This window comes from Rhodospirillales bacterium, assembly GCA_023898805.1.
Lineage (GTDB): Bacteria > Pseudomonadota > Alphaproteobacteria > Micavibrionales > UBA1664 > UBA6145.
In genome coordinates this window covers 923,761-944,640 of record CP060260.1, presented here as the reverse complement: position 1 = coordinate 944,640, position 20,880 = coordinate 923,761, and the positions used below count along the sequence as shown (strand labels likewise).

General features: G+C 60.2%; 10 protein-coding genes. 5 read left to right on the top strand and 5 right to left on the bottom strand.

Annotation, left to right across the window (positions count from 1 at the left end):
* Positions 1-8: 8 nt before the first annotated feature.
* Positions 9-3,173, top strand: a complete 3,165-nt coding sequence (locus H6866_04650; GenBank protein USO08503.1) for a winged helix-turn-helix domain-containing protein — start codon at positions 9-11, stop codon at positions 3,171-3,173.
* Positions 3,174-3,186: 13 nt separating this feature from the next.
* On the opposite strand, the gene thrS is transcribed toward H6866_04650, so the two are convergent.
* Positions 3,187-5,184: a threonine--tRNA ligase gene (gene thrS, locus H6866_04645; GenBank protein USO08502.1), complete on the bottom strand. Its 1,998-nt coding sequence runs from the start codon at positions 5,182-5,184 to the stop codon at positions 3,187-3,189.
* 265 nt (positions 5,185-5,449) lie between these two features.
* Here thrS and H6866_04640 point away from each other — a divergent pair, with 265 nt between their 5' ends.
* The 4 genes from H6866_04640 to H6866_04625 all read left to right on the top strand — a co-directional run bounded on the left by H6866_04640 (position 5,450) and on the right by H6866_04625 (position 8,590).
* Positions 5,450-5,947, top strand: coding sequence for a hypothetical protein (locus H6866_04640; GenBank protein ID USO08501.1), 498 nt, complete (start codon positions 5,450-5,452; stop codon positions 5,945-5,947).
* A gap of 124 nt (positions 5,948-6,071) precedes the next feature.
* On the top strand, positions 6,072-6,806 hold the full coding sequence (locus H6866_04635; protein ID USO08500.1) for a L,D-transpeptidase: 735 nt from the start codon (positions 6,072-6,074) through the stop codon (positions 6,804-6,806).
* 75 nt (positions 6,807-6,881) lie between these two features.
* On the top strand, positions 6,882-7,265 hold the full coding sequence (locus H6866_04630; protein USO08499.1) for a hypothetical protein: 384 nt from the start codon (positions 6,882-6,884) through the stop codon (positions 7,263-7,265).
* Between the two features lie 56 nt (positions 7,266-7,321).
* A complete protein-coding gene (locus H6866_04625; protein USO08498.1) occupies positions 7,322-8,590 on the top strand; it encodes a hypothetical protein in 1,269 nt (422 codons plus the stop codon).
* Positions 8,591-8,732: 142 nt separating this feature from the next.
* On the opposite strand, the gene H6866_04620 is transcribed toward H6866_04625, so the two are convergent.
* The 4 genes from H6866_04620 to H6866_04605 form a co-directional block, all read right to left on the bottom strand.
* Entirely contained in the window at positions 8,733-10,187 is a 1,455-nt protein-coding gene (locus H6866_04620) for an HlyD family type I secretion periplasmic adaptor subunit (GenBank protein USO08497.1), read from the bottom strand.
* Positions 10,188-10,212: 25 nt separating this feature from the next.
* A complete protein-coding gene (locus H6866_04615; GenBank protein USO08496.1) occupies positions 10,213-12,621 on the bottom strand; it encodes a type I secretion system permease/ATPase in 2,409 nt (802 codons plus the stop codon).
* Positions 12,622-12,711: 90 nt separating this feature from the next.
* The gene (locus tag H6866_04610; protein USO08495.1) at positions 12,712-14,064 is read right to left on the bottom strand and encodes a TolC family outer membrane protein; all 1,353 of its coding nucleotides are present in this window, start codon (positions 14,062-14,064) and stop codon (positions 12,712-12,714) included.
* Positions 14,065-14,185: 121 nt separating this feature from the next.
* Positions 14,186-20,866, bottom strand: coding sequence for a cadherin-like domain-containing protein (locus tag H6866_04605; GenBank protein ID USO08494.1), 6,681 nt, complete (start codon positions 20,864-20,866; stop codon positions 14,186-14,188).
* Positions 20,867-20,880: the final 14 nt, after the last annotated feature.

Sequence of the window (20,880 nt, the reverse complement as noted above, 5' to 3'; positions counted from 1 at the left end):
GTTTTTGAATGCGCGTCCTTGTTTACGTTCCGAGCGATTCCCCGCGCGAGGCGGATGTCGTGGAGGCATTCGACACTGATTTGCCGGATGAGAAGTTTGCGCTTGAATACGCGACAGACACCGATGACTTTCTGGGGCTGATCAAGACCTATTCTTTCGATGTCGTGCTGGCTTACGCCGATGGTGCGCTTAAAAACCCGGTTTCGTTTTTACGCAACATTGATCTCGCGAATTTGCAGGGACCGATCGTGTGCCTATATCACGGTCTGGATGCGCAAGGGATTTTTCAAGCGCTCAGCTACGGCTGCGTTTCGGTCAGCGAGATGCGCGACGATACCGTGCCGGGCACTGTCGCCGCGCTTGTGAACAATGCCTATTACGGGTATGGCGGCCGTTCGCGGATCAAGACATATGGGCCGTTGACGATCGATTTCGCCAACAGAGTGGTCAGCGTTAATGGCGTTCCCGTGAACTTCACCGGACAGGAATTCGACGTCCTGTCCCATATCTTCGGGCGTCCGGGCAAGCTGGCAACCAAGGAAAGCATTCATGCCTCCATGTATCGGCTGGACGAGGAGACGGAAATAAAAATCGTCGACGTCTATATACACCATTTGCGTAAAAAGCTTAGGGAGGCCGCGCCTTCCCTTGCGCTTGACCAGTGCATAGAGACCGTATGGGGACAGGGTTACAAATTCGTCCCACCCGGCGAAGCCGCGGCTCATACGCTGGTTTTCGGGCCGCTGGCCGTTGATTTTTCCGGGATGGAGGTGCGCATCGACGGTGATCCCGTTGATCTGACCATCGGTGAATTTATGGTGCTCAAGACGTTGGCAGAGCATTTTCCCAAGCATCTCGACCCCGCGATCCTTGTGGCAGAAGCCAGCAAATTCGGCCGCGAAGCGGACGAAAGCAGCATCGCGCGCTATGTCGCGCTTTTGAACAAGAAGCTGGCGACGCGCGGCGAGATGTATGAACGGCTGATCGTTTGCGGGCCGGACGGGAAATATCTTCTGAATCTTTCTCAGGTCGCGCCCAAAATCGCGGCCAGCCTGGAAATGGATGTCGAAACGCTGGGGCCGATTCGGGTCAACCGCACGCTCGACGAGGTGACGTTCAAAGGCGTGGCCGTCGACCTGACCGAGCGTGAGACGGATATCCTTCTGGCCCTGATGGCGTTGCGTTCCGGTCTTTCGACGCTTGAGGCCATTGCCGAAAAAGTATACGGCGATGCGTCGAAGGCGGCGACCATGATGCCGAGTTTTCAGAAACTCAGGTCCAAGCTGACGGTGGCCAATGACGGCATCGACCCGGTCGTCACGCGTCGCGGTCTTGGCTATATTCTTGACGTTCAAGACGGGCGCGCGCGCAAAAAATCCACGATTGATACGGATTTGCTGCGTGTCGGCGGCTGGATTTTGAATACCCCGCGTGCGGAAATCGGCTTTCGTGCCGAAGGGCGGGTTTGGCCACTGCCGTTGGCACGGCAGCAATATCTTTTGATGAAGGCGATATTGGAGGCATATCCGAACGCCCTGACCCGCGCGCAGGCGCTGATGGCCATTCATGGATCGGAAGACCTAGATAAAGTCGCCGCATTGGGGACTTTATTTTCCACGCTTAAAACCAAGCTGGAAAATGGATATGCGGGGATAAGCGCCGGTTTGCGCAAAGTCGGCGGCTCGCTTTACAGGCTGGATCTGCCTGCGGACGACATTACCCCGGAAATTCTTGAAGAGTGCAGCATCACCGAAATCGGCGCATGGGGTATCAACCATACGCTTAACGCGCTTTTCTTCGACGGTTCGCCGGTGACGCTGAACGATACGGAGTTTTTCGTGGTCGAGGCTTTGGCCGAAACCTACCCGGAAGTCGTGAGCAGCGAAGCGCTGGCCGATATGTTTTTTAACGGGAGCCGCCCTGCGTTGAATGCCTGCCTTACGAATCTGCGCCGCCGCATGCGCGAGGAAAACAACATCACCGAGCCGCTTTTGCGTACGATACGTGGTGTTGGTTATTCGATTACCGCGAACCGCGAGGAGTTGTCGGGCCATATCGTGGAGGCATTCAATAAGCAGGCCGCGGGCGAAATAGAAATCAATTTCAGCTTGCACGAACTGTGTTGCGGCGAGGCGGTCGTGACGCTTGGCGCGAGTGAATTGTTCGCGCTTGAGGCGCTTTCGCGCGCGGATGCGCCGTTGCGTTTCGCGGATATCGCCGCCAGCAGCGAAGGGCGGTATTCGGAAAGCGCGATTCAGGCGGCCTTGGCCGCAAGCCTTCCCGCCAAGATGGAGAAAGCGGGAATTGAAGATTTCGCGCTGATCGAGAATGTATTCGGGCTTGGTTATATCCTTGTAGGCCGGCGCGAGCACATACGCGCCAACAGCCAGTTTCTTGAAGTAAAAAACATGCGCCTGAGCCAGTCGCTGTTCGAGCTGAGCGTGGATGGCACAACCGTTTCGCTTACGCAGTCGGAATATTACATGCTGCGCACGATGTTCGAGCATCCGCGCGTACCATTGAGCGCCGAAAACATGCAGGCGCTGATGCTGGAAGGTGAGGAGGTATTCTCGGTGACGACCCTGATTACGGGCAAGCACCGTATCCACCGCAAACTGGCCGATGCGGGCATTAAAAACCCGGATATCATTTCGGTTAAGGACGGTGTCGGCTATTACCTGACCTGCATGGAAGGCGATTTGAACGTAAGCCGTCTTGACGGCGTGCGCGCCACGACGCCGAGTGACACGATCATTCGTGTCGGAGCCGGCCTTGTGCTTAACACGATCGGTGAAAGCGTCATGTTGCGTGACAGGGCGCTTGGGAAGATCGAGGGAAAGGTGTTCGACCTGCTGGCGCTGTTCGCGCGCATGCATCTGGAGCCCGTGACGCCGGAGGATATCGCCCGACACATGTTCGCCGACAAGCCGTTAAATACGGCTTTGGCCAGCGTGCAGCTCGGCATCAACAATCTGCGCTGGGCGCTTGAACAGAACGAAGCCGGGCTGGGCAGTGCGCTGATCCGCGAATACAGGGCGGGCCGCAAGCAGACCGATCCGGTCGTCGCGTATACGCTCGTCCTCGACCCCGATGAGTACACGTTCGTCGGCGAACTGCTTCAGGAATCAGGCATGGTTGCCGCGAACGGCGCCGGTATGGCGTTGCGTGTTTAGGGCGCTGCTGGTTTTAGTATGGTGCCTTGCTGTCGGCCACAAGGGCGGAAAGCGCATCTGCCAGCGGTTTGACGCTTTGGTCCTGCGATCCCAGACGGCGGATGGCGACGGTTTTGTTTTCCGCCTCGCGCGCGCCAAGCACGAACATCACCGGCACCTTGGCGTGGGAATGTTCGCGCACCTTGTAATTGATCTTTTCGTTGCGGGTATCCAGTTCGGCGCGCAGGCCCGCGGCTTTCAGCGCGGCGAAGACCTCGGCGGCATAGGCGTCGGCGTCGGACGTGATGGTCGCGACCACGCATTGCACCGGCGCCATCCACAGGGGCAGTTTGCCCGCGTAATGTTCGATCATCACGCCGATGAAGCGTTCCATCGACCCGAAAGCCGCGCGGTGCAGCATGACGGGGCGGTGTTTGGCCCCGTCCTCGCCGATGTAATTCGCATCTAGGCGTTCGGGCAGCACGAAGTCGAGTTGCAGCGTGCCGAGCTGCCATGACCGGCCGATCGCGTCCTTCAGGTGGAATTCCAGTTTCGGGCCATAAAAGGCGCCATCGCCCGGCGCTTCGGTGTATTCCAGTCCGGCGGCCTTAAGCGCCTGACGCAGGCCGTTTTCGGCCTTGTCCCATGTCGTATCCGACCCCGCGCGCTGTTCCGGGCGCAGGGCCAGACGCACGCGCACTTCACTGAAGCCTACGTCCTTATATATGTTGCTTAGGAAGCGGCAGAATGCCACGGCCTCGGATTCGATCTGGTCCTCGCGGCAGAAGATATGCGCGTCGTCCTGCGTCATCTGGCGCACGCGCATCAGGCCGTGCAGGGCGCCGTGCGCCTCGTTGCGGTGGCAGCAGCCGAATTCGGCCATGCGGATGGGCAGGTCGCGGTAGGATTTGATGCCCTGATTGAAGATCTGAACGTGGGCGGGGCAGTTCATGGGTTTGAGCGCCAGCCAGCGCGCCTTGCCCGAAAGGGTGGGCTGGTCGCCCTCGGTGCCCGGCACCTCGTCAGGGACCACGAACATGTTTTCGCGGTATTTTCCCCAGTGGCCGGAGGCGACCCAGAGCTTGTTGTCGATCAGTTGCGGGGTTTTGACCTCGACATAGCCGCCTTCTTCTAGGCGGCGGCGCAGATATTGTTCCAGCGCCTGCCAGACCGCGTAGCCCTTGGGGTGCCAGAAGACGGAGCCTTGCGCCTCGTCCTGAAAGTGGAACAAGTCCATTTCACGGCCGATTTTGCGGTGGTCGCGTTTTTCGGCTTCTTCCAGCGCGGTCAGATAATCGTCGAGTTCCTTTTGCGTGCGCCACGCGGTGCCGTAAATGCGGGTCAACATCGGGCGATTGGAATCGCCGCGCCAATACGCACCCGCCACCTTCATCAGCTTGAAGGCCGTGCCCACCTGCGCGGTGGTCGGCATGTGCGGCCCTCGGCACAGATCGAACCATTCGCCCTGGGCGTAAATCTTGATTTCCTCGCCCGCTGGCAGATCCTCGATCAGTTCGACCTTGAAATTCTCGCCTTTTTCGCGGAAGCGGCGGATGGCCTCCTCGCGGCTTACGACTTCGCGCATGAAGGGTTTTCCGGCGGCAACAATTTCCTTCATCTTCGCTTCGATCGCGGCGAAGTCCTCCGGCGTGAAGGGGGCGTTGCGGGCGAAATCGTAATAAAAGCCGTTTTCGATCGATGGGCCGATGGTCACTTGCGTGCCGGGAAAAAGGGATTGCACCGCCTCGGCCATGACGTGGGCGCAGTCGTGGCGGATCATGTCCAGCGCGGCTTCGTCCTCGCGCCGGATGATGGCGATGGCGGCGTTTTTGGCCAGCGGCAGGGAGAGATCGTATAATTCACCGTCGACGCGGATCGCCACGGCGGCCTTGGCCAGGGATTTGGCGATCGATTCCGCAACCTGCGCGCCGGTGGTGCCAGTGGGATAGCTGCGCGACGAGCCGTCGGGCAGGGTCAGGGCGATCTGGGCGGGTGTACTGGCGGAATGGTTGGCGGGGGCGGATGCGGGCATGTACGGACCTTTTAATGATATCAAAATGCCTTTGGCAAAAATGCGGGGCAGGGCGCCCTTTTTAGCGCGTAGGGGCGGAATTCTCAAGGCCCATGGGTCATCCCATCGGCCCCGCGCGGCGATTTTATTCTGTTGCGTTTTTTTGGGGAGGTTATTAGATGAATCACGTTCCGGAAAATTAATTATTGACATAATCTGTCATGGTGTTTACATTAACTAGCGATTAACACATTCCATTCGGCGAAAATTCTAGAGGAGATTAAACATGGCGAATTTGGTTAAAGGAATTGCGGCTGCTACGGTTGCTGTTGGCCTTCTGGCTACTCCGGCTGCTGCGGCCGGTCGCGGCGGCAATGATGGTTCGGGCGACGGTTCGCGTTGCACCGATTGCTCGGGCGGCGGCGGTCACGGCCATCGTGGTAAAGCTGGTGGCGCATTCCAGAACGTTGTCAACAAGACGCGCGTGAGCGTCGTCACCACTCCGAATCTGGCGGTTTCCAGCGGTTGGTGCATGGAATCGCTGTCTGTTTCGCTGGGTGCCGGTTTTGGTGGCTTCTCCGGCGCGATCGGTGGTGCGAAGTCGACCTTCGCTGAAGCCTGCGGCCGTTGGTACACGATGGCGCAGGGCGCAGGCGGCAGCAATTGCGTGCCGGCTTTGACGTCGGTTCTGGTCGCCGGCGGCAAGCCGATCGACGCGGCGCTTCAAGGTGCGGTCAATGCCTGCTACGGTCGCGCTCCTCGCAGTCCTAAGCCGCGCGGCTAAGACGTTCGCACGTCAAAGAACAATCCAAAAAAGCCGAGATTCTTCGGCTTTTTTTATTGACCAAAACTTATATATTTGTTATGTAAAATATTATATTGTCTGTTTTTTGATCGGGGTTATACGAATGCGTACCAAATTTGCTTCCAGATTGTTTCGCGCCGCTGCTGCTGCGGCTTTGTTCGGCGCGTTGACCGGTGCCGTGCAGGCCGGCGATCTGAACGAAGGGTTCGCGGGACTGAATACAGCCTCGCACGACTTGAACGGTGCGGCGGTCACGGGTGGCAGTTACGGCGGGCGAAGTAGCGCAGTTTATAATCGTGCGGCCCATCCAGGGCTGTGGGACCATCGCGGCATCGCACGTCCGCATGTCGTCGGGTATCGCGGCAACCAGCCGGCGGGCAGTCTTTTGCTCGATCATAAATACCAGCATCTTTATCTTATTCTTGAGGGCGGGCGGGCGATCGAATATGTCGTGGCCGTCGGTCGCAAGGGGATGGAAATTGGCGGAGGCAGCCACCAAATCGCCCGCAAGGAAATCGACCCCACATGGGGCGATCGCGGCGCGATGGCCGTACCGGGGCCGCAGAACCCTTTGGGTGTACGCGGTATGTTTTTGGCCGATACGCGCGGCGTCGAGCACGGCTTCACCATTCACGGGACCAACGATCCGGCCAAGTTGCGTCAGCCCGACGGGGCGCGGACGCCATCGCATGGCTGTATCCGCATGGCGAATGACGATGTCATCGACCTGTATAACCGTGTCCATGTGGGGGCACGGGTAACGGTGCGTTTTGACGATTCGGTGCGCAACGAGATTAAAGAGGGCGGTCATGTCGCGCGTCTGGCGGCGCAGCCTTGAAAATTTTGAAAGTTGACCGCGCTGAAATATTAATTTATAATATGTAAAACATTAAACGGGAACGATTTTCTGGGTGTGACCATGCGTTTAACTTTAACAGAGGTATTTCGGCCCCTTGCCGCAGCGAGTTTTATCGGGTTGTCCCTTGCGGGCTGTGCTGTCGACCGCACGCGTGAAGACGGGATGCGCGAAACCGGCTTCACCGTCGGAATCGCAGGTAAAAGCGAAGTGAATTTCGATACGACGGTCGGGCGTGCCAACGTGCTGAATAACGGCTTGGCGAATCAAGACCCCCGCGTGTCGCAAGCGGCAGCGCAAATAATCTGTGAAAATAATAACGGTGCCGGCAACCGGGAACAGACGCGGATGCGCTGGCAGGTCGCGGCAGGGGAAAAACCGGACATTACGTGCGGAGCGCCGCCAAAAGCCGGACCAACACGTCGCGGCTTGACGCAATAAGTTTTGTACGCATCTTTTTGATAACGGTACGCAATTTCATTAAAAGGTTTTGACGCATGTTCAGGTTTAAAGCCATTTTCAAGCGCCTTTTGCAGGGTGCCGCCGTAGTGGGCCTTGCCGTAGGGCTTGGCACCACGGCAGTGCAGGCACAGACCTACGACGCCGCGCGCGAAGCCGGCCCGGATATGAGCGGCTATACCTATGTGCCCGGCCAGAAATGGTACGAGTTGAACAAAAAGGGCGGGCTTTCGGCGCGCGTGGTGCACGCGGTCGAAGAGCAGATCGGAAAGCCCTTGTGCAAGATCGAAATCCATCCGGGTCACTTCATCTCCAACCTCAAACCATGCCCTGCCGACCATCCGATGATGGAAGACAGCAAGATCGGTTTGCTGCGCAAGAAAAGCGGATGGTTTAACGGTGAATGGGCATACGAAATGCGCACCGATTATGCCGATGTGCAGGTGGCAAAATTGATCCAGCAGGAAGATCGGGCGCTGAAAGCCGGAGCCTCTGTAGGCAAGAAACCGGCAGACAAGCCTATCGCCGTTGCCGCTGCGTCCGCGAAGCCGAAGACTGAAAAACCGGTGGTCGTGGCCAAGGCCGAGATCAAGAAGAAAAAATTGCGCAATCAGATCGCTGCCAAGGCACTCGGTGCGAAAGACACGCTGGTCGCCGGTTTGCGCGGAGCGATCATGCCAGAAATGCCGACCACCGGTGCGCCCTTGCCGCCGTTTCGTCCTTCGTTCGATGTGGCGATGGATTTAGGTGTCGCCGCCGATGGCCGTGCCACGACGCCTGCGGAAACGGCTGACAAATTTATAAGCGACACGAAAGATATGGCACCTGCACAGGTGGTGGTCGCACGCGAGCCGGGCGAAGGCTCGTTCATCGGTCTTCGCGTGGCCGCGCGTCCGTTGGAAGGTGTGCCCGGTCTTGCCGCCTTCGCGCCCAAGGATAAAGGTTCCGCACCCCGTCTTTCCGGCGGCACGGATCAAGGCACGCAGATCGCGGCCATCCCCGCGCCGGACCGCATGCGCGACGGTGCGGATAACCGCAAGGGCGTTGTGGCCGGCGGGGTGTCGTCGAAATTCAACATCGTGGCGGCGAACGTGACGCGCGAGATCGCGGGCATGGGCATCAAGCATTTCGTGCAAGTGGAAACCGACGACGGCAAGCGGGTCGATATCGCGCTGGACTGGCGGCGCGCAAACGGCGCTCTGGTCGCGTTCGAGGTCATGGATAACGGTTATCAGCGTTTTGACGTCGAATCCCACCCCGCGTTGCGCGGGCTGACAAACCGGGTTCGTTCGTTGGCCGTCGCCTAGAGCGCGCCATTTTTAGACTGACGTAATTTTCACGCGTCATGCCGCGATTTGTTCGGGGCATTCCTTGCCATCGATTACCCTCATCACGCGGCGTCGAAAACGTTTTGGCGCACGATTCTTGTTTATTGAATGGGAAGCGGCATCAATGTTCGTGCAGCGCCGAGTCGACGGTCTTGATGAAGGGTTTCATCAGGTATTCCATCACCGTGCGTTCGCCGGTCAGAATATCGACCGTGGCCACCATGCCGGGGATGATCGGCAATTCCTCACCATCATGTTTGATCGTCGTCACCTTGGTGCGGACCTTGACGCGATAGAAGCTTTGCCCCTTTTCATCGGTGATGGTGTCGGCGGAAATATCCGCGACCTCGCCCGGCATCCCGCCATAGATCGAAAAGTCGTATGCGGTCAGTTTGACCATCGCCTTTTCGCCCGGATAGATGAAGGCGATGTCGGCGGGGCGGATGCGCGCCTCGACCAACAGGGTGTCGTTTGTGGGCACGATTTCAAGCACGGTTTCTGCCGGCTTGACCACGCCGCCCACGGTGTTGATCTTCAGATCCTTGACGATGCCGTCGACCGGCGAGCGGATCTCGGTGCGGGATTTCTTGTCCTCCAGCGCGCCAAGGGTCTGGCCGATCGACTGCACTTCGATCTGGGTCTGGGCCAATTCGGCCTGCGCCTTTGATTTAAACTGGGTGGCGGCGTCGTTGAGGCGGGCCTGTGCCTCCGCTACCGCGGCGCGGGCGCGGGGAAGGGCGGCGCGCAGACCGTTCAGATCCGTGCGGTGGCCGGCCATGCCCTGATCCATCTGCAGCAGGTCGCGTTTGGGCGCCGAGCCGCGATCGACCAGCGGGCGGATCATGTCGATTTCGTCCTGCGCCAGCGCGATCACGCGGTTGGTGTCGGAAATCTTGGTGGTGATCTCGTTGACTTCCTGCGCGCGCTGGTTGAGCTGGGAGCGCAGCACGTCGACTTCCGAATTAAGCGAAAGTTTATCGGCGCGGAAGGTGTTGAGTTCCTCCTGCACGCTTTGTGGCGCGGCCTTCATCACGTCGTCGGAGAATTTGGGGGCGTCGAGGCCTTCCGCCTCGGCCTGAAGGCGGGCGATCTTGGCCTGAAGGCCCATGTATTTGGCCTGTGACGAGCCAAGGTCGGACGCCGCGCCGACGTCGCGCAGGCGCAAAAGCACCTCGCCCATCTGCACTTTCTGGCCTTCCTTGACCATGATGGCGTCGACGGTTCCGCCTTCCTGATGCTGGATTTCCTGAATTTCCGAGGAAGGGATGACCTTGCCCTCGCCACGCGCGGTCTGTTCGATCTTGGCGAAGGAGGCCCAGACCAGAAACACGAAAATCGTGGCGCAGATCACCAATAATTGCAGATGGCGGTGCAGCGGCAGTTCGTCATCCGCTACCAGAAATTTATCGGCATAGGCGGAAAAGCGGTCGGTCGGGCCCTTGGCGCCGAACGTATCCTTGTGGATTTTTTCCCAATCTTTCGCGTTGCTCAAATCCATGCCGGGCGCGGGTTGCGATTCCGGACCGGATCCTGATTGCTGCGGTTGTTGTTTGCGGGGGTCGTTGGCACCAAGCATGACGGTAGATTCCCTTCAAATTCCTTTAACGGTCCTGGCCCTGGGCGGTATTCGAGCCGCCGAATTCGCCGGCCTGAAGGCGGCGCAGGATTTCGTCCTTCGGCCCCATGGCAAGAATACGCCCCCGATCCATCAGGATCAGTTTGTCGACCAGTGTCAGCATCGTGGCCTTGTGCGTGATCAGGACCACCGTGCGCGCACGCACCAGCACCTCAAGCCGACGCATCAGGCGCATTTCCGATGCCGGATCGAGGGAAGACGTCGGTTCATCCATAATCAAAATCGGCGGATCGTAAAGCAGGGCGCGGGCGACCGCGACCGCCTGTTGCTGACCGCCGGAAAGCGCCTCGCCGCGTTCGCCGACCTGCGTGTCCAGCCCGTGCTGGGTGTCGCGCAGGAAGTCCATCACGCCGGAAAGTTCGGCCGCGCGGATGACGGCGCGGTCGGAGACGGTTTCATGGCCCATGGTGATGTTCTGGCGCACCGAGCCGTAGAAAAGCTGTGGTCGTTGCTGAATCACGCCGATGGCGCGGCGCAAATCGCCGGGATCGATCTGGCGGACATCCGTCCCATCCAGAAGCACCGCGCCGGAGACGGGTTCGTACAGGTTCTGCACCAGGCGTTGCAGGGTGGTCTTGCCCGAACCCACCGCGCCGATAATGCCGATATGATCGCCGGGGTTGATGGTCAGCGAAACGTTGGCCAGCGCGGCCACGGTCTGGTTGGGATAGCCGAAGACGACGTCGCGCAGTTCGATCTTGCCGCGCACCGTGGGCATCGAAATAAAGTGTCGGCCGCGCGGGCGTTCGACCTTTTTGAGCATCAGGTTTTCAAGCTGCTGAAGCGATTCTCTGGTTTGCTTCATGCGGACGATCAGGCCCGCGATCTGAGAAAGTGGCGCGAGCGCGCGGTTGGAAAGCATGTAGGATGCGACCAGCGCGCCGGTGGTCATATGTCCGGCCGCGATCATATAGACGCCGACGATAATCACACCGATGCTGGCTATCGACTGGATGAAGGATGCCCAGTACATGATCGAGGAAGTGATCTTCCGCATCTTGACGCTGGTGCGCGAAGCGCGGTTGGTCAATTCCTCCCACTGTCTTTGCAGGTGGCCTTCGGCGGCCTGAACCTTGACGGTTTCAAGCCCCGTCACGCTTTCAAAAAGCAGCGCGTTTTTAAGTGCGTTTTCGGCCATGGATTGACGGATCACGCCTTCGATATGACGGGATTTAAACCAGGACAGGCCGATGACGATCGGGATCGCCGCCAGTACGGGCAAAACAACCCAGCCGCCAAGAATGGTGACAAGAATAAGAAAGATGATCGAAAACGGCATGTCGATCAGTGCCGTCATCGTGGCCGATGTAAAGAAATCGCGCAGGGAATCAAATTCGCGCATGTGGGCTGTCAGCACACCCGCCGAGGCCGGGCGCTCGGTCAATTTCATGCCCATCACCTGTTCGAAGATGCGGCCCGACACCTTGACGTCGGCGCGTCGTCCAGCGACGTCGATGAAAAAGCTGCGCAGGTTTTTAAGCGCAAGGTCGAAGATATAGGCGAAGCCCATGCCGATGGCGAGAACCCAGAGCGTCGGGAAGGCGCCGTTGGGTACCACGCGGTCGTAAACGTTCATCACGAACAGCGGCGAGATCGCGGCGAAGATGTTGATGACGATCGCGGCAAGGCCTACTTCGATGTAAATCGATTTGTTTTCACGGATCGCGGACCAGAACCAGTCGCGGCCTTCCTCGATCTCGGCCGGGCCGGCACGGTCGTCGAGCCGTGCAACCGGGCGCAGGAAAAAGCAGTTTCCTGTATAGGCCTTCGCCAGCAGACGCAGCGGCAGTTCGCGCATTTCATCCGGCGTTTCGGGCAAGATGATGCGGAAGATCGTGTCTGGATGCGCGCCGGCATTACGGTCGCCCACCGATTGTTTGCCACGCGGGGGCAGGATTTCCGAGACAATGCAGGCCTGATTGCCTTCCAGCGCCAGAATGCAGGGCAGGTTGGGCATGATGGCAATCGCATCGAGCGATTTTTCGGCCAGACGGGCCGAAAGGTCGGCGCGCTCGGCGGCGCGAATGAACAGGGCCGGAGTCACACCCTCGCGCGGGATGGGCAGGCCCGCGGCCAGCGCGGTCGTCGAAATGCGGCGTCCATACAGGCCCGACACGATTTGCAGGCATTCCAGCAGCGCATCCTTGACCGCGAGACGGTCGGCCTCCAGCGGCCAGGCAACGCTTTCGCGGGTGACGCCCTGTGTGGCGGCCTGTGCCGCCGGCGTCTGTGCCGCGGGGGTTTGCGGCTGTTTGCCCGTGTTTTGTTGCTGTTGCGGCTGCGTCTGCGGTTGTGAGGCAGAGGCGGGTTGTGCGCCTGCGCGCGCCGGGTTTTTTGGGGTGCCGCCGGGCGGGGTGCTGGATGATTTGGACAAGGAGTGTCTCCGGAAAAAGAAAAACTGCGCCGTTCGCGGGCGCAGTTTATCATGAATTCGTGGAAAAAAAGAGGCCTTAAGTCCGAAGCTTTAGTTCAGCACCGTGGTCGTGGTGTTGGCTTCACGCGGCGAGCTTACGCCCAGCGTGGACAGGAGGCGCCCTTCCAGAGCGAGAATGCGGTAGACCGCGATAATTTCCAGATACTGGGCGTTGACCGCGTTGGAGCGCGAGACGAACAGCTCGTTCTGGGCGTCGAGTACGTCGAGCAGGGTACGACGGTCCAGTTCAAACTGGTCCTTATAGCCTTGGACCACCTTGGCGTTGGAATCGGCCTGCGCGTTGAATTCCTTGGCGCGTTCGCCGGCCGCGACCATCGAGGCCCAGGACTGGCGCAGATTGTCCTCGATCACGCGGGCCTGTTCGGCGCGGTTTTCTTTGGCTTGCGCGTGGCGGTAGACCGCTTCGCGTTTGTTATGGGTGTCGATTCCGCCGCGGAAGATGTTCCAGTTGGCAATCACCTGGGCATTGGCGTTTTTCGCCACCTGAATCACGCCGCCAAGGTCGTTGTATTGGCGGCCCTGCAATTGCAGGTCGACCTTGGGCAGGAAATTCGCCTTGGTGGCCTGATATTCCTGCCAGGCGACATCGGCATCGGCTTCGTAGATGCCCAAAGTGGGAGAATTGACCGTTGCCGCGTCCACAGCCTCGTCGACCGAGGATTGAAGCTGGTCAGAGGGGACTTTCGGCATCACCAGAATGTCGGGCTTTTCGCCGGTGTAGCGGATGAACTGGGATTCCGCATCGCGGAGCGCAAGGCGAACATCGGCTTCCTGCGCGCGGGCGGATGCCACCCGGGACTCGGCCTGATTCACGTCGGCTTCGGTCGAACGGCCGGCCTGAGCGCCGGATTGGATTTCATTGAGCATGTTCATATGCTCGGCCACGTTGTCCTTGGCGATTTGCAGCAGGTCGCGCTGGCGCATCACTTCAAGGTAGGACTGGACGATCGACAGGCCGACCAGCTGAGCCGTTTCCTCAACCCGCCATGACGCGGATTCGACGCGCTTTTCCTGACGGTTGATTTCCGCCATGTGCGCACCACCTGCGAACAGATTTTGTGTCAGCGTGGCCGAGTAATCGTAGGTTTCGCGCGTCTGACCGTTGGTCTTGCCGTTGCCCAGGGTGGTAACGTTTTTGTTCCAATCTGGACCAACGGATGCGCGCAGATCAACCGAAGGCAGCAGCAAGCCGCGACCTTGTTGGTATTCTTCCTGCGTGGCCATGCGGTTGTTCGCAACAACGCCGTATTCCGGGTTGGTGATCATGCCGCGGGAGACCGCGTTTTCGAGGCTCAATTCCTCGGCCGAAGCGGAGATCGCGGTAAAAGAGATGCCCAGCGACAGCGCGCTGCACAAAAGAAGCGTTTTGAATTTGTTGCTCACTGCAAGACCCCTGCTTTTGAATGACTGACGTGGTATGCGATACACCATAAAACCTATTTTGGCAAGGGCCGGATCGAATTTTCCGGCCCCTGACAATGACTTATGACTCACGAGTCGTCTCTTAGACGTCCAGGTTGCCGTTGTGCAACAAGGTCTGAACGTCGAGCGAAGTGTGGTTGGCGACAAACATCGCGTCGTGCCAGCCAGACCCGTCGTTGTTGTTGACCTGTAGCATCGTGCCGCCGTTCTCGCTGACCGCGCGGACGTAGTTGTTGATCGAGGCCTGTGCCGCGGATCCGTTGTCGATCAGCGCGGTCAGGTCGATCACGTCGCCCTCGCCGGTGTTGAAGTCATGCACGGTGTCGTAGAACTTGCCTTGCACGCCGCCATCCATATCGGCGCGGTGCGCGACGAAGATGTCGGCCCCGGCATCGCCCCACAGCTGGTCGGCACCGTATTCGCCGAAGATGGCGTCGTTGCCGGCACCGCCGTGGATCGTGTCGTTACCGGACCAGGTCATGATCACGTCGTCGCCGCCGCCCGCATAAACGGTGTCGTTGACACCCTGGGCGTAGGCGATCAGCGCATTGTTGCCGTCGTCGCCGTAGGTCGTGCCCGACACCACGATGATCGAGGCGTTGGCCGAGTGGCTGCTTTGCGCGGTGACCGAAAGTGTCGCCGAGGAAGTGTCACCGTCGTAGTCCTTCAGGTAGTAGGTGAAGGTGTCGGTGTACTGGCCATCGTCGGAGGCATAGTAGACATAGGCACCGTTCGAGAACACGTACAGCTTGCCGTGCTGGCCGTCGATTTCGGTGACGCCCGTGGTCGCAATACCGTGCGTGCCGCCGGTTGTGCTGGAGATCGCGTAGACCGTGGTCGGCGAATCCCAACCCAGAACATCCACGCCCGCGCTTCCGCCGCCGGGGTTGAAGCCGGTGATCAGGTTGCCGTTGTGGAAGTAATCGTTGGCGCAGTAATTGACCAGATCGCTTGTCGCGACGGGCCCTGAGTCGACAACGTGGATGGCCAGCGTGCCGTGACCCACGTCACCGTCTTTGTCGACCGCGCAGACCTGGAAGTTCAGGTCGATCACGTCGTTCGGATCGTTCGGATTGCCGTGATCCAGCGGTTTGAGCAGGTGGAACGTATAGGTGCCGTTGGCCGCGATGTCGAGGGTGAAGACCGTCTGGCCGTTCGCCGTGCCGACATAGCCGTGTCCGGTGTTGGTTACCGTAATGGCAACCCCGCCCGTGGTCAGCCGGCCGTTCATCAGCGAGCCTGTGGCGGAGAAGTCGCCGCAGGTTACGAAGGTGCCCGGACCGTCGCCAAAGAAGTTGGCGGTCACGATTCCGTTTACGTCATGCGAGCCGGCTTCCATAACGGTGCCGGAGGCATCCGTTACGACAGGCACGCCGTTGGTGTCGACCGTCACGGTGCCGTGATTGGCATCGACAACGGATTTATCGCCGTCGAAATCGATCAGGTGATAGGTGAAGGTCGCGCCCTGACCCGCCAGCGGCGGGGTGAAGGTAAACTGACCCGTGCTGTTGATAACAAGCGTACCCGCGCTGTTGGTGATGGTGACGTTCGAGCCATCGGCCGGCAGGGTGCGCGTTTCGCCGCCGAACGTGACGTCGTAGACGCGGCCCGACACGTCGGCACCGACATGGTCATTGGCCATGATGTTGCCGGTGGCCGTCGAGGTCGAGGACAGGAAGCTGTCGTTGATCGCGACCGGCGCGTCGTCGAGCACCTGAACGGTGATGACGCCGGTGTCGGAGTCGCCGTCAGCGTCCGTCCCTTTGACCGTGAAGTTCAGGTTGATCACGTCGTTCGGGTTGTTCGGGTCGGCGTGATCCAGTTCGTGGAACTGGGTGAAGGTGTAAGCGCCGCTGGACGTTACGACCAGGGTGAAGACGGTCGCGCCGCTTGCATCCTTGCCGGTCCAGGTGTTGCCGGACAGGGTGACCGTCACGGGCGAGCCGTGCGAGGTCAGGTGACCGCCCATCAGCGAACCGCCAGCCGAGAACTGGTTGACCGCCGTGATCGTACCCGGGCCGTCGTTGAAGTAATTGACAGGTACCTGACCACCCATGACGACCGGACCGGCGTCGAGGTTGGTTTCGTCGAGCGAGATCGTCGAGTTATCAACCACCGGTACGGTGTTGATGTCGGTGACGGTCACGTTCAGGTGCGCCGTCGATCTGTCGCCGTCGTAGTCGCGGATCGTATAGGTGAATTGATCGGTGCCGGTCGTCGTATTGCTTGACGTGTAGGTGTAGGCACCGGTCGAATTGATCACCAAGGTACCGTGGGCACCCGTGATGGTCACGTTCGAGCCGTCCTGCGGCAGGGCGTAGGTGGTGCCGTTATAGACCACCGAGACAACCGGAACCGGAACGTCCTGACCCGGGGTGTCGTTCGCAAGAACGTTGCCCGTCGCCGTCATCGTGCCCGAAGGCATGTTGACGGTGTCATCCAGTGCCGAGGGGGCATCATCGCGCACGTTGACGGTAATAATGCCGGTGTCGGAGTCGCCATCGACATCCGTACCCTTGACCGTGAAGTTCAGGTTGATGATGTCGTTCGGGTTGTTCGGGTCGGCATGGTCCAGTTCCTTGAACTGGGTGAAGGTATACGAGCCATCCGTCGCCAGTTGCAGCGTGAAGACGGTCGTTCCGTTCGCATCCTTGCCGGTCCAGGTGTTGCCGGACAGGGTGACCGTTACGGGCGAGCCGTGCGAGGTCAGGTGACCGTTCATTTCCGAACCGCCGGACGTGAAGGTGTTGACCGCGGAAATCACACCCGGGCCATCGCCGAAGAACGAGGCCGAAACAGTGCCCGTCGTGACGGACGGACCCGAGATCAGCGATGTTTCGTCAGTCACGACGACCGAGTCACCCACGATCGGGATCGCGTTGGTGTCGATGGTGACGTGGCCGTGGTTGGCGTCGACAACGGATTTATCGCCGTCGAAATCGATCAGGTGATAGGTGAAGGTCGCACCCTGGCCCGCCAGCGGCGGGGTGAAGGTGAAGGCGCCCGAGGCGTTGATGACCAGGGTGCCCGAGGCGTTGGTGAAGGTCACGCTCGAACCGTCCGCCGGCAGGGTCTTGGTCTCGCCGCCGAAGGTGACGTCGTAAACGCGGCCCGGCGTGTCGGCACCGACATGGTCGTTGGCCATGATGTTGCCCGAGGCCGTCGCGCTCGACGAGATGAACGTGTCGTTGTTGGCAACCGGGCCGTCATCCAGCACCGTGGCGGTGAGGGTGCCAATCGCGGAGTCGCCGTTCGAGTCGGTGATGCGGACAGTGAAGCCCAGATTCAGCGCATCGTTCGGGTCGTTCGGATTCGGATGGTCCAGTTCCTTGAACTGCGTGAAGGTGTAGGTGCCGTCGGTGTTGACGACCATCGTGAAGATGGTGACCGATCCGACTTTGCCGGTGAAGGTGTTGCCAGAAAGCGTAACCGTCACGTCCTGACCTTGCGATTTCAGCGCCGGACCCGTGTAGGCCACAGCCGCGATACCGCCGGTCGTACCCTGACCGTCGCCGCCGTAGCTGTAGGTATAGGTGCCGTGCGCGACTTGCGCGGTACCGGTGTCTGCCATGGTGGTTTCATCGACCGTAACCGCCGAGCCCGTGATGGTGGGCACGCCGTTGGTGTCGATGGTGACGTGGCCGTGGTTGGCGTCGACAACGGATTTATCGCCGTCGAAGTCGATCAGGTGATAGGTGAAGCTGGTCCCCTGACCCGCGACCGGCGGGGTGAAGGTGAATTGGCCCAGGCTGTTGATGACCAGGGTGCCCGAGGCGTTGGCGAAGGTCACGCTGCCGCCGTCCGGGATGGTCTTGGTCTCGCCGCCGAAGGTGACGTCGTAGACGCGGCCCGGCGTGTCGACGCCAACATGGTCGTTGGCTATGATGTTGCCGGTGGCCGTGCCCGTCGAGGACACGAAGTCGTCATTGTTGGCGATCGGTGCGTCATCGCGTACGTGGATGGTGATGGTGCCGTCGGCAAAATCGCCATCGGAATCGGTCCCGCGAACGGTGAAGTTCAGGTCGATGACGTCGTTCGGGTTGGAGCCGTCAGCGTGATCGAGCTGATGATACTGGGTAAAGGTGTAGGTGCCGTCTGGGTTGACAACCAGCGTGAAGATGGTGGTGCCGCCTGCATCCTTGCCGGTGTACTGGTTACCGGACAGGGTGACCGCAACCGGCGAGCCGTGCGAAGACAAATGACCCCCCAGCAGCGAACCGCCGGCCGAGAAGTTGTTGACCGCGGTGATCGCGCCCGGCGCATCGGCGAAATAGTCGGCGGGTACGGTGCCAGTGGCAACGTTCGGGCCGCCGGGAAGCGCGGTTTCATCAACCGTCGCTTCAGAGTTTCCAACTACCGGAATGGTGTCGATGTCGGTCACCGTGGCGGTCAGGTTGGCTTGCGACGTGTCGCCGTCGTAATCGCGCAGCGTGTAGCGGAAGACGTCGTCGCCCGGGCCGGAGTTGTTGGAGGTGTAGGTATAGTGGCCGGTCGCATCGATCACCAGCGTCCCATGGGCCGCAGCGATGGTGACGGTGCCGGTGGTGGGAACCGTGTAGGTGGTGCCGTTGTAGACGACCTGGGTCACCGTGTTCGAAACGTCCTGCGAAAGAGTGTCGTTGCTGGTGACATTGCCGGTCGCGGTGTGGTCGGTCGCGAGCGTGTCGTTGGCGGCGATCGGCGCGTCGTCGAGCACGTTGATGGTGATGACGCCGTTGGCCGTGTCGCCGTCGGCATCGGTCGCGGCAACGGTGAAGTTGAGCGAGATCGAGTCGTTCGGGTTGTTCGGATCGGCGTGATCCAGTTCATGAAGCTGGGTGAAGGTGTAGGTACCATCGGAATTCACGACCAGCGTGAAGACGGTGGTGCCGTTTGCGTCCTTACCGGTGTAGGTGTTGCCCGAGAGCGTCACCGTGACCGGGGATCCGTGCGAGGACAGGTGTCCGCCTGCAAGCGAGCCGCCGGCCGAGAAGGTGCTGGTCGGCGCGAACGTGCCGGGGGTGTCGAGCTGGTAGTTGATCGACACGCTGCCGTTAACGACGTTCGGACCGGCAGAAAGGCTGGTGTCGTCGACCGTGGCCTGAGAATTGCCGACGACCGGCGTGGTGTCGACAAAGGTGACCAGGAAGCTTTCGACGTTGAAGTTGGTGTTGTTGGTCAGGGTGATTTCCTGGTCCGTCAAATGCGCTTCTTCGTTGTTGACACGCACGGTGACAACGAACGAACCGTCATAGCCGCGCGGCGCGGTGATTTTGAGATCGGAGAGGTCAGCCGCGTTTACAGTCCAGACACCGCCCGAGAGCGTGCCGTGGTTAAGCGTGAAGCCAGCCGGGATGCCGGTGAGCGTCGCGGTGGTCAGAACCTCGGAGCCGTCGGTATCGGTCACGGCCGCGTGGATATCAAGCGCCAGCGGCACGTTATCCGAGCCGGAAACGTTGACGACGGCCAGATCGGGCTGGTCGGCGACAGCGTCGACGATGACGTTCATATCTTTTTCGACGATTTCTGTCGCGCCGGTGCCAACATCGGTTGCCACCATCGTGACGTGCAGCGGCGGGTTGGTCGGTTGTGCAATATCCGCATCCGAGTTGTGCGGCGGGATCAGCACGGGGCCGCCCTGATAGGTGTGCCCCTGGGGCAGGGTGATGGTATAGGTGTGGGTCGTGGGATTATAAGTGCCGCCGCCCGAAGCGCCGATATCGACGGTCCAGCCGGTCGGGATGCCCGAAATGGTGACCGTCAAGGTCTGACCGGCAGGGTTGGAGCCGGCACCCGCGATCTGCAGATTCACAGGCGTATCTTCATAGGTATAGGTATTGTTCGCGGACAGGGTCGCCGTGGCCAGCGGAACAGCAGCGGGCGTGACGACCGTCGGCCCTTCCTGCAGCGTCGGCAGGCCGAAGGCGAGCGCGGTCACACCGATCGGGCCGACCGGCGAAAGCGTGCCGATCGACACCGGGTCGACCGAGGAGTTGAAGCCGTAGCCACTGCCACCCGGGGCCGCGGCGGCGGTGCCGGCCGCAGGTTCGATCTGGGCGAGTTTTTCGGCCGAAACATCGGCTTGCGCCACTTGAACGGGCTTTTCAACCGCGACGTGCTTGGCAGCGTGCGATTCCTCGCCAGCCGCGGGTTCGACCGTCTTGATCTGTTCGGCGGCCGCGACGTTGAGGACGTTGATCAGCTGGGCCGCGGGAACGACCGAGCCGTCGGCAAGCGTCATCTGCGGCGGCAGGGGCGAACCGTTGACTTCGGCGTAATCATGCAGGGTAAGCTGGGTGCCGTCTTTGAAGGCGACGACAAGGTCGGAGCCATGCTGATCGACAGCGGCCACTTCCTTCATGTCGAAGCCGAGGGTGTAGGTCTTGCCCTGTTGCAGGGTGAATTCGGTCTGGGCCAGCGTGCCTTGCGGCTTAAGGATGGTGAGGTCGGCGACTGTGTCCTGCGGGAGGGTGTCCGCAAGGCCCATGGCGACCTTTTGCAGGTTCATGACCGTACCGTCGCTCAAAGCGATGTCAGTGAACGGGAAGTGGTCCTTCGCCTGCGCGAAGTTGGTGATGGTCAGCGTCGAGCCATCGTTGAAGGTCAGCAACATGCCGCCGTCGCCCAGCAGTTTCATCGCGCGGATGTCTTCGACCCCGAAGTTGAACGCGGTCGGCTCATCCTTCGAGAGTTCGACCATCACGTTCGAGCCCATGCAGGGCTTCTGGATGACGTAACTGGTCGTGTTGGTATCGCATTGCTGAACGCTGGCGCCGTTTTTCATTTGTCACACCCTCT

Coding starts and splice junctions, on each gene's coding strand:
- H6866_04640 (USO08501.1), top strand. CDS start 5,450: ATGGCGAATTTGGTTAAAGGAATTGCGGCTGCTACGGTTGCTGTTGGC.
- H6866_04625 (USO08498.1), top strand. CDS start 7,322: ATGTTCAGGTTTAAAGCCATTTTCAAGCGCCTTTTGCAGGGTGCCGCC.
- thrS (USO08502.1), bottom strand. CDS start 5,184: ATGCCCGCATCCGCCCCCGCCAACCATTCCGCCAGTACACCCGCCCAG.
- H6866_04620 (USO08497.1), bottom strand. CDS start 10,187: ATGCTTGGTGCCAACGACCCCCGCAAACAACAACCGCAGCAATCAGGA.
- H6866_04635 (USO08500.1), top strand. CDS start 6,072: ATGCGTACCAAATTTGCTTCCAGATTGTTTCGCGCCGCTGCTGCTGCG.
- H6866_04650 (USO08503.1), top strand. CDS start 9: ATGCGCGTCCTTGTTTACGTTCCGAGCGATTCCCCGCGCGAGGCGGAT.
- H6866_04605 (USO08494.1), bottom strand. CDS start 20,866: ATGAAAAACGGCGCCAGCGTTCAGCAATGCGATACCAACACGACCAGT.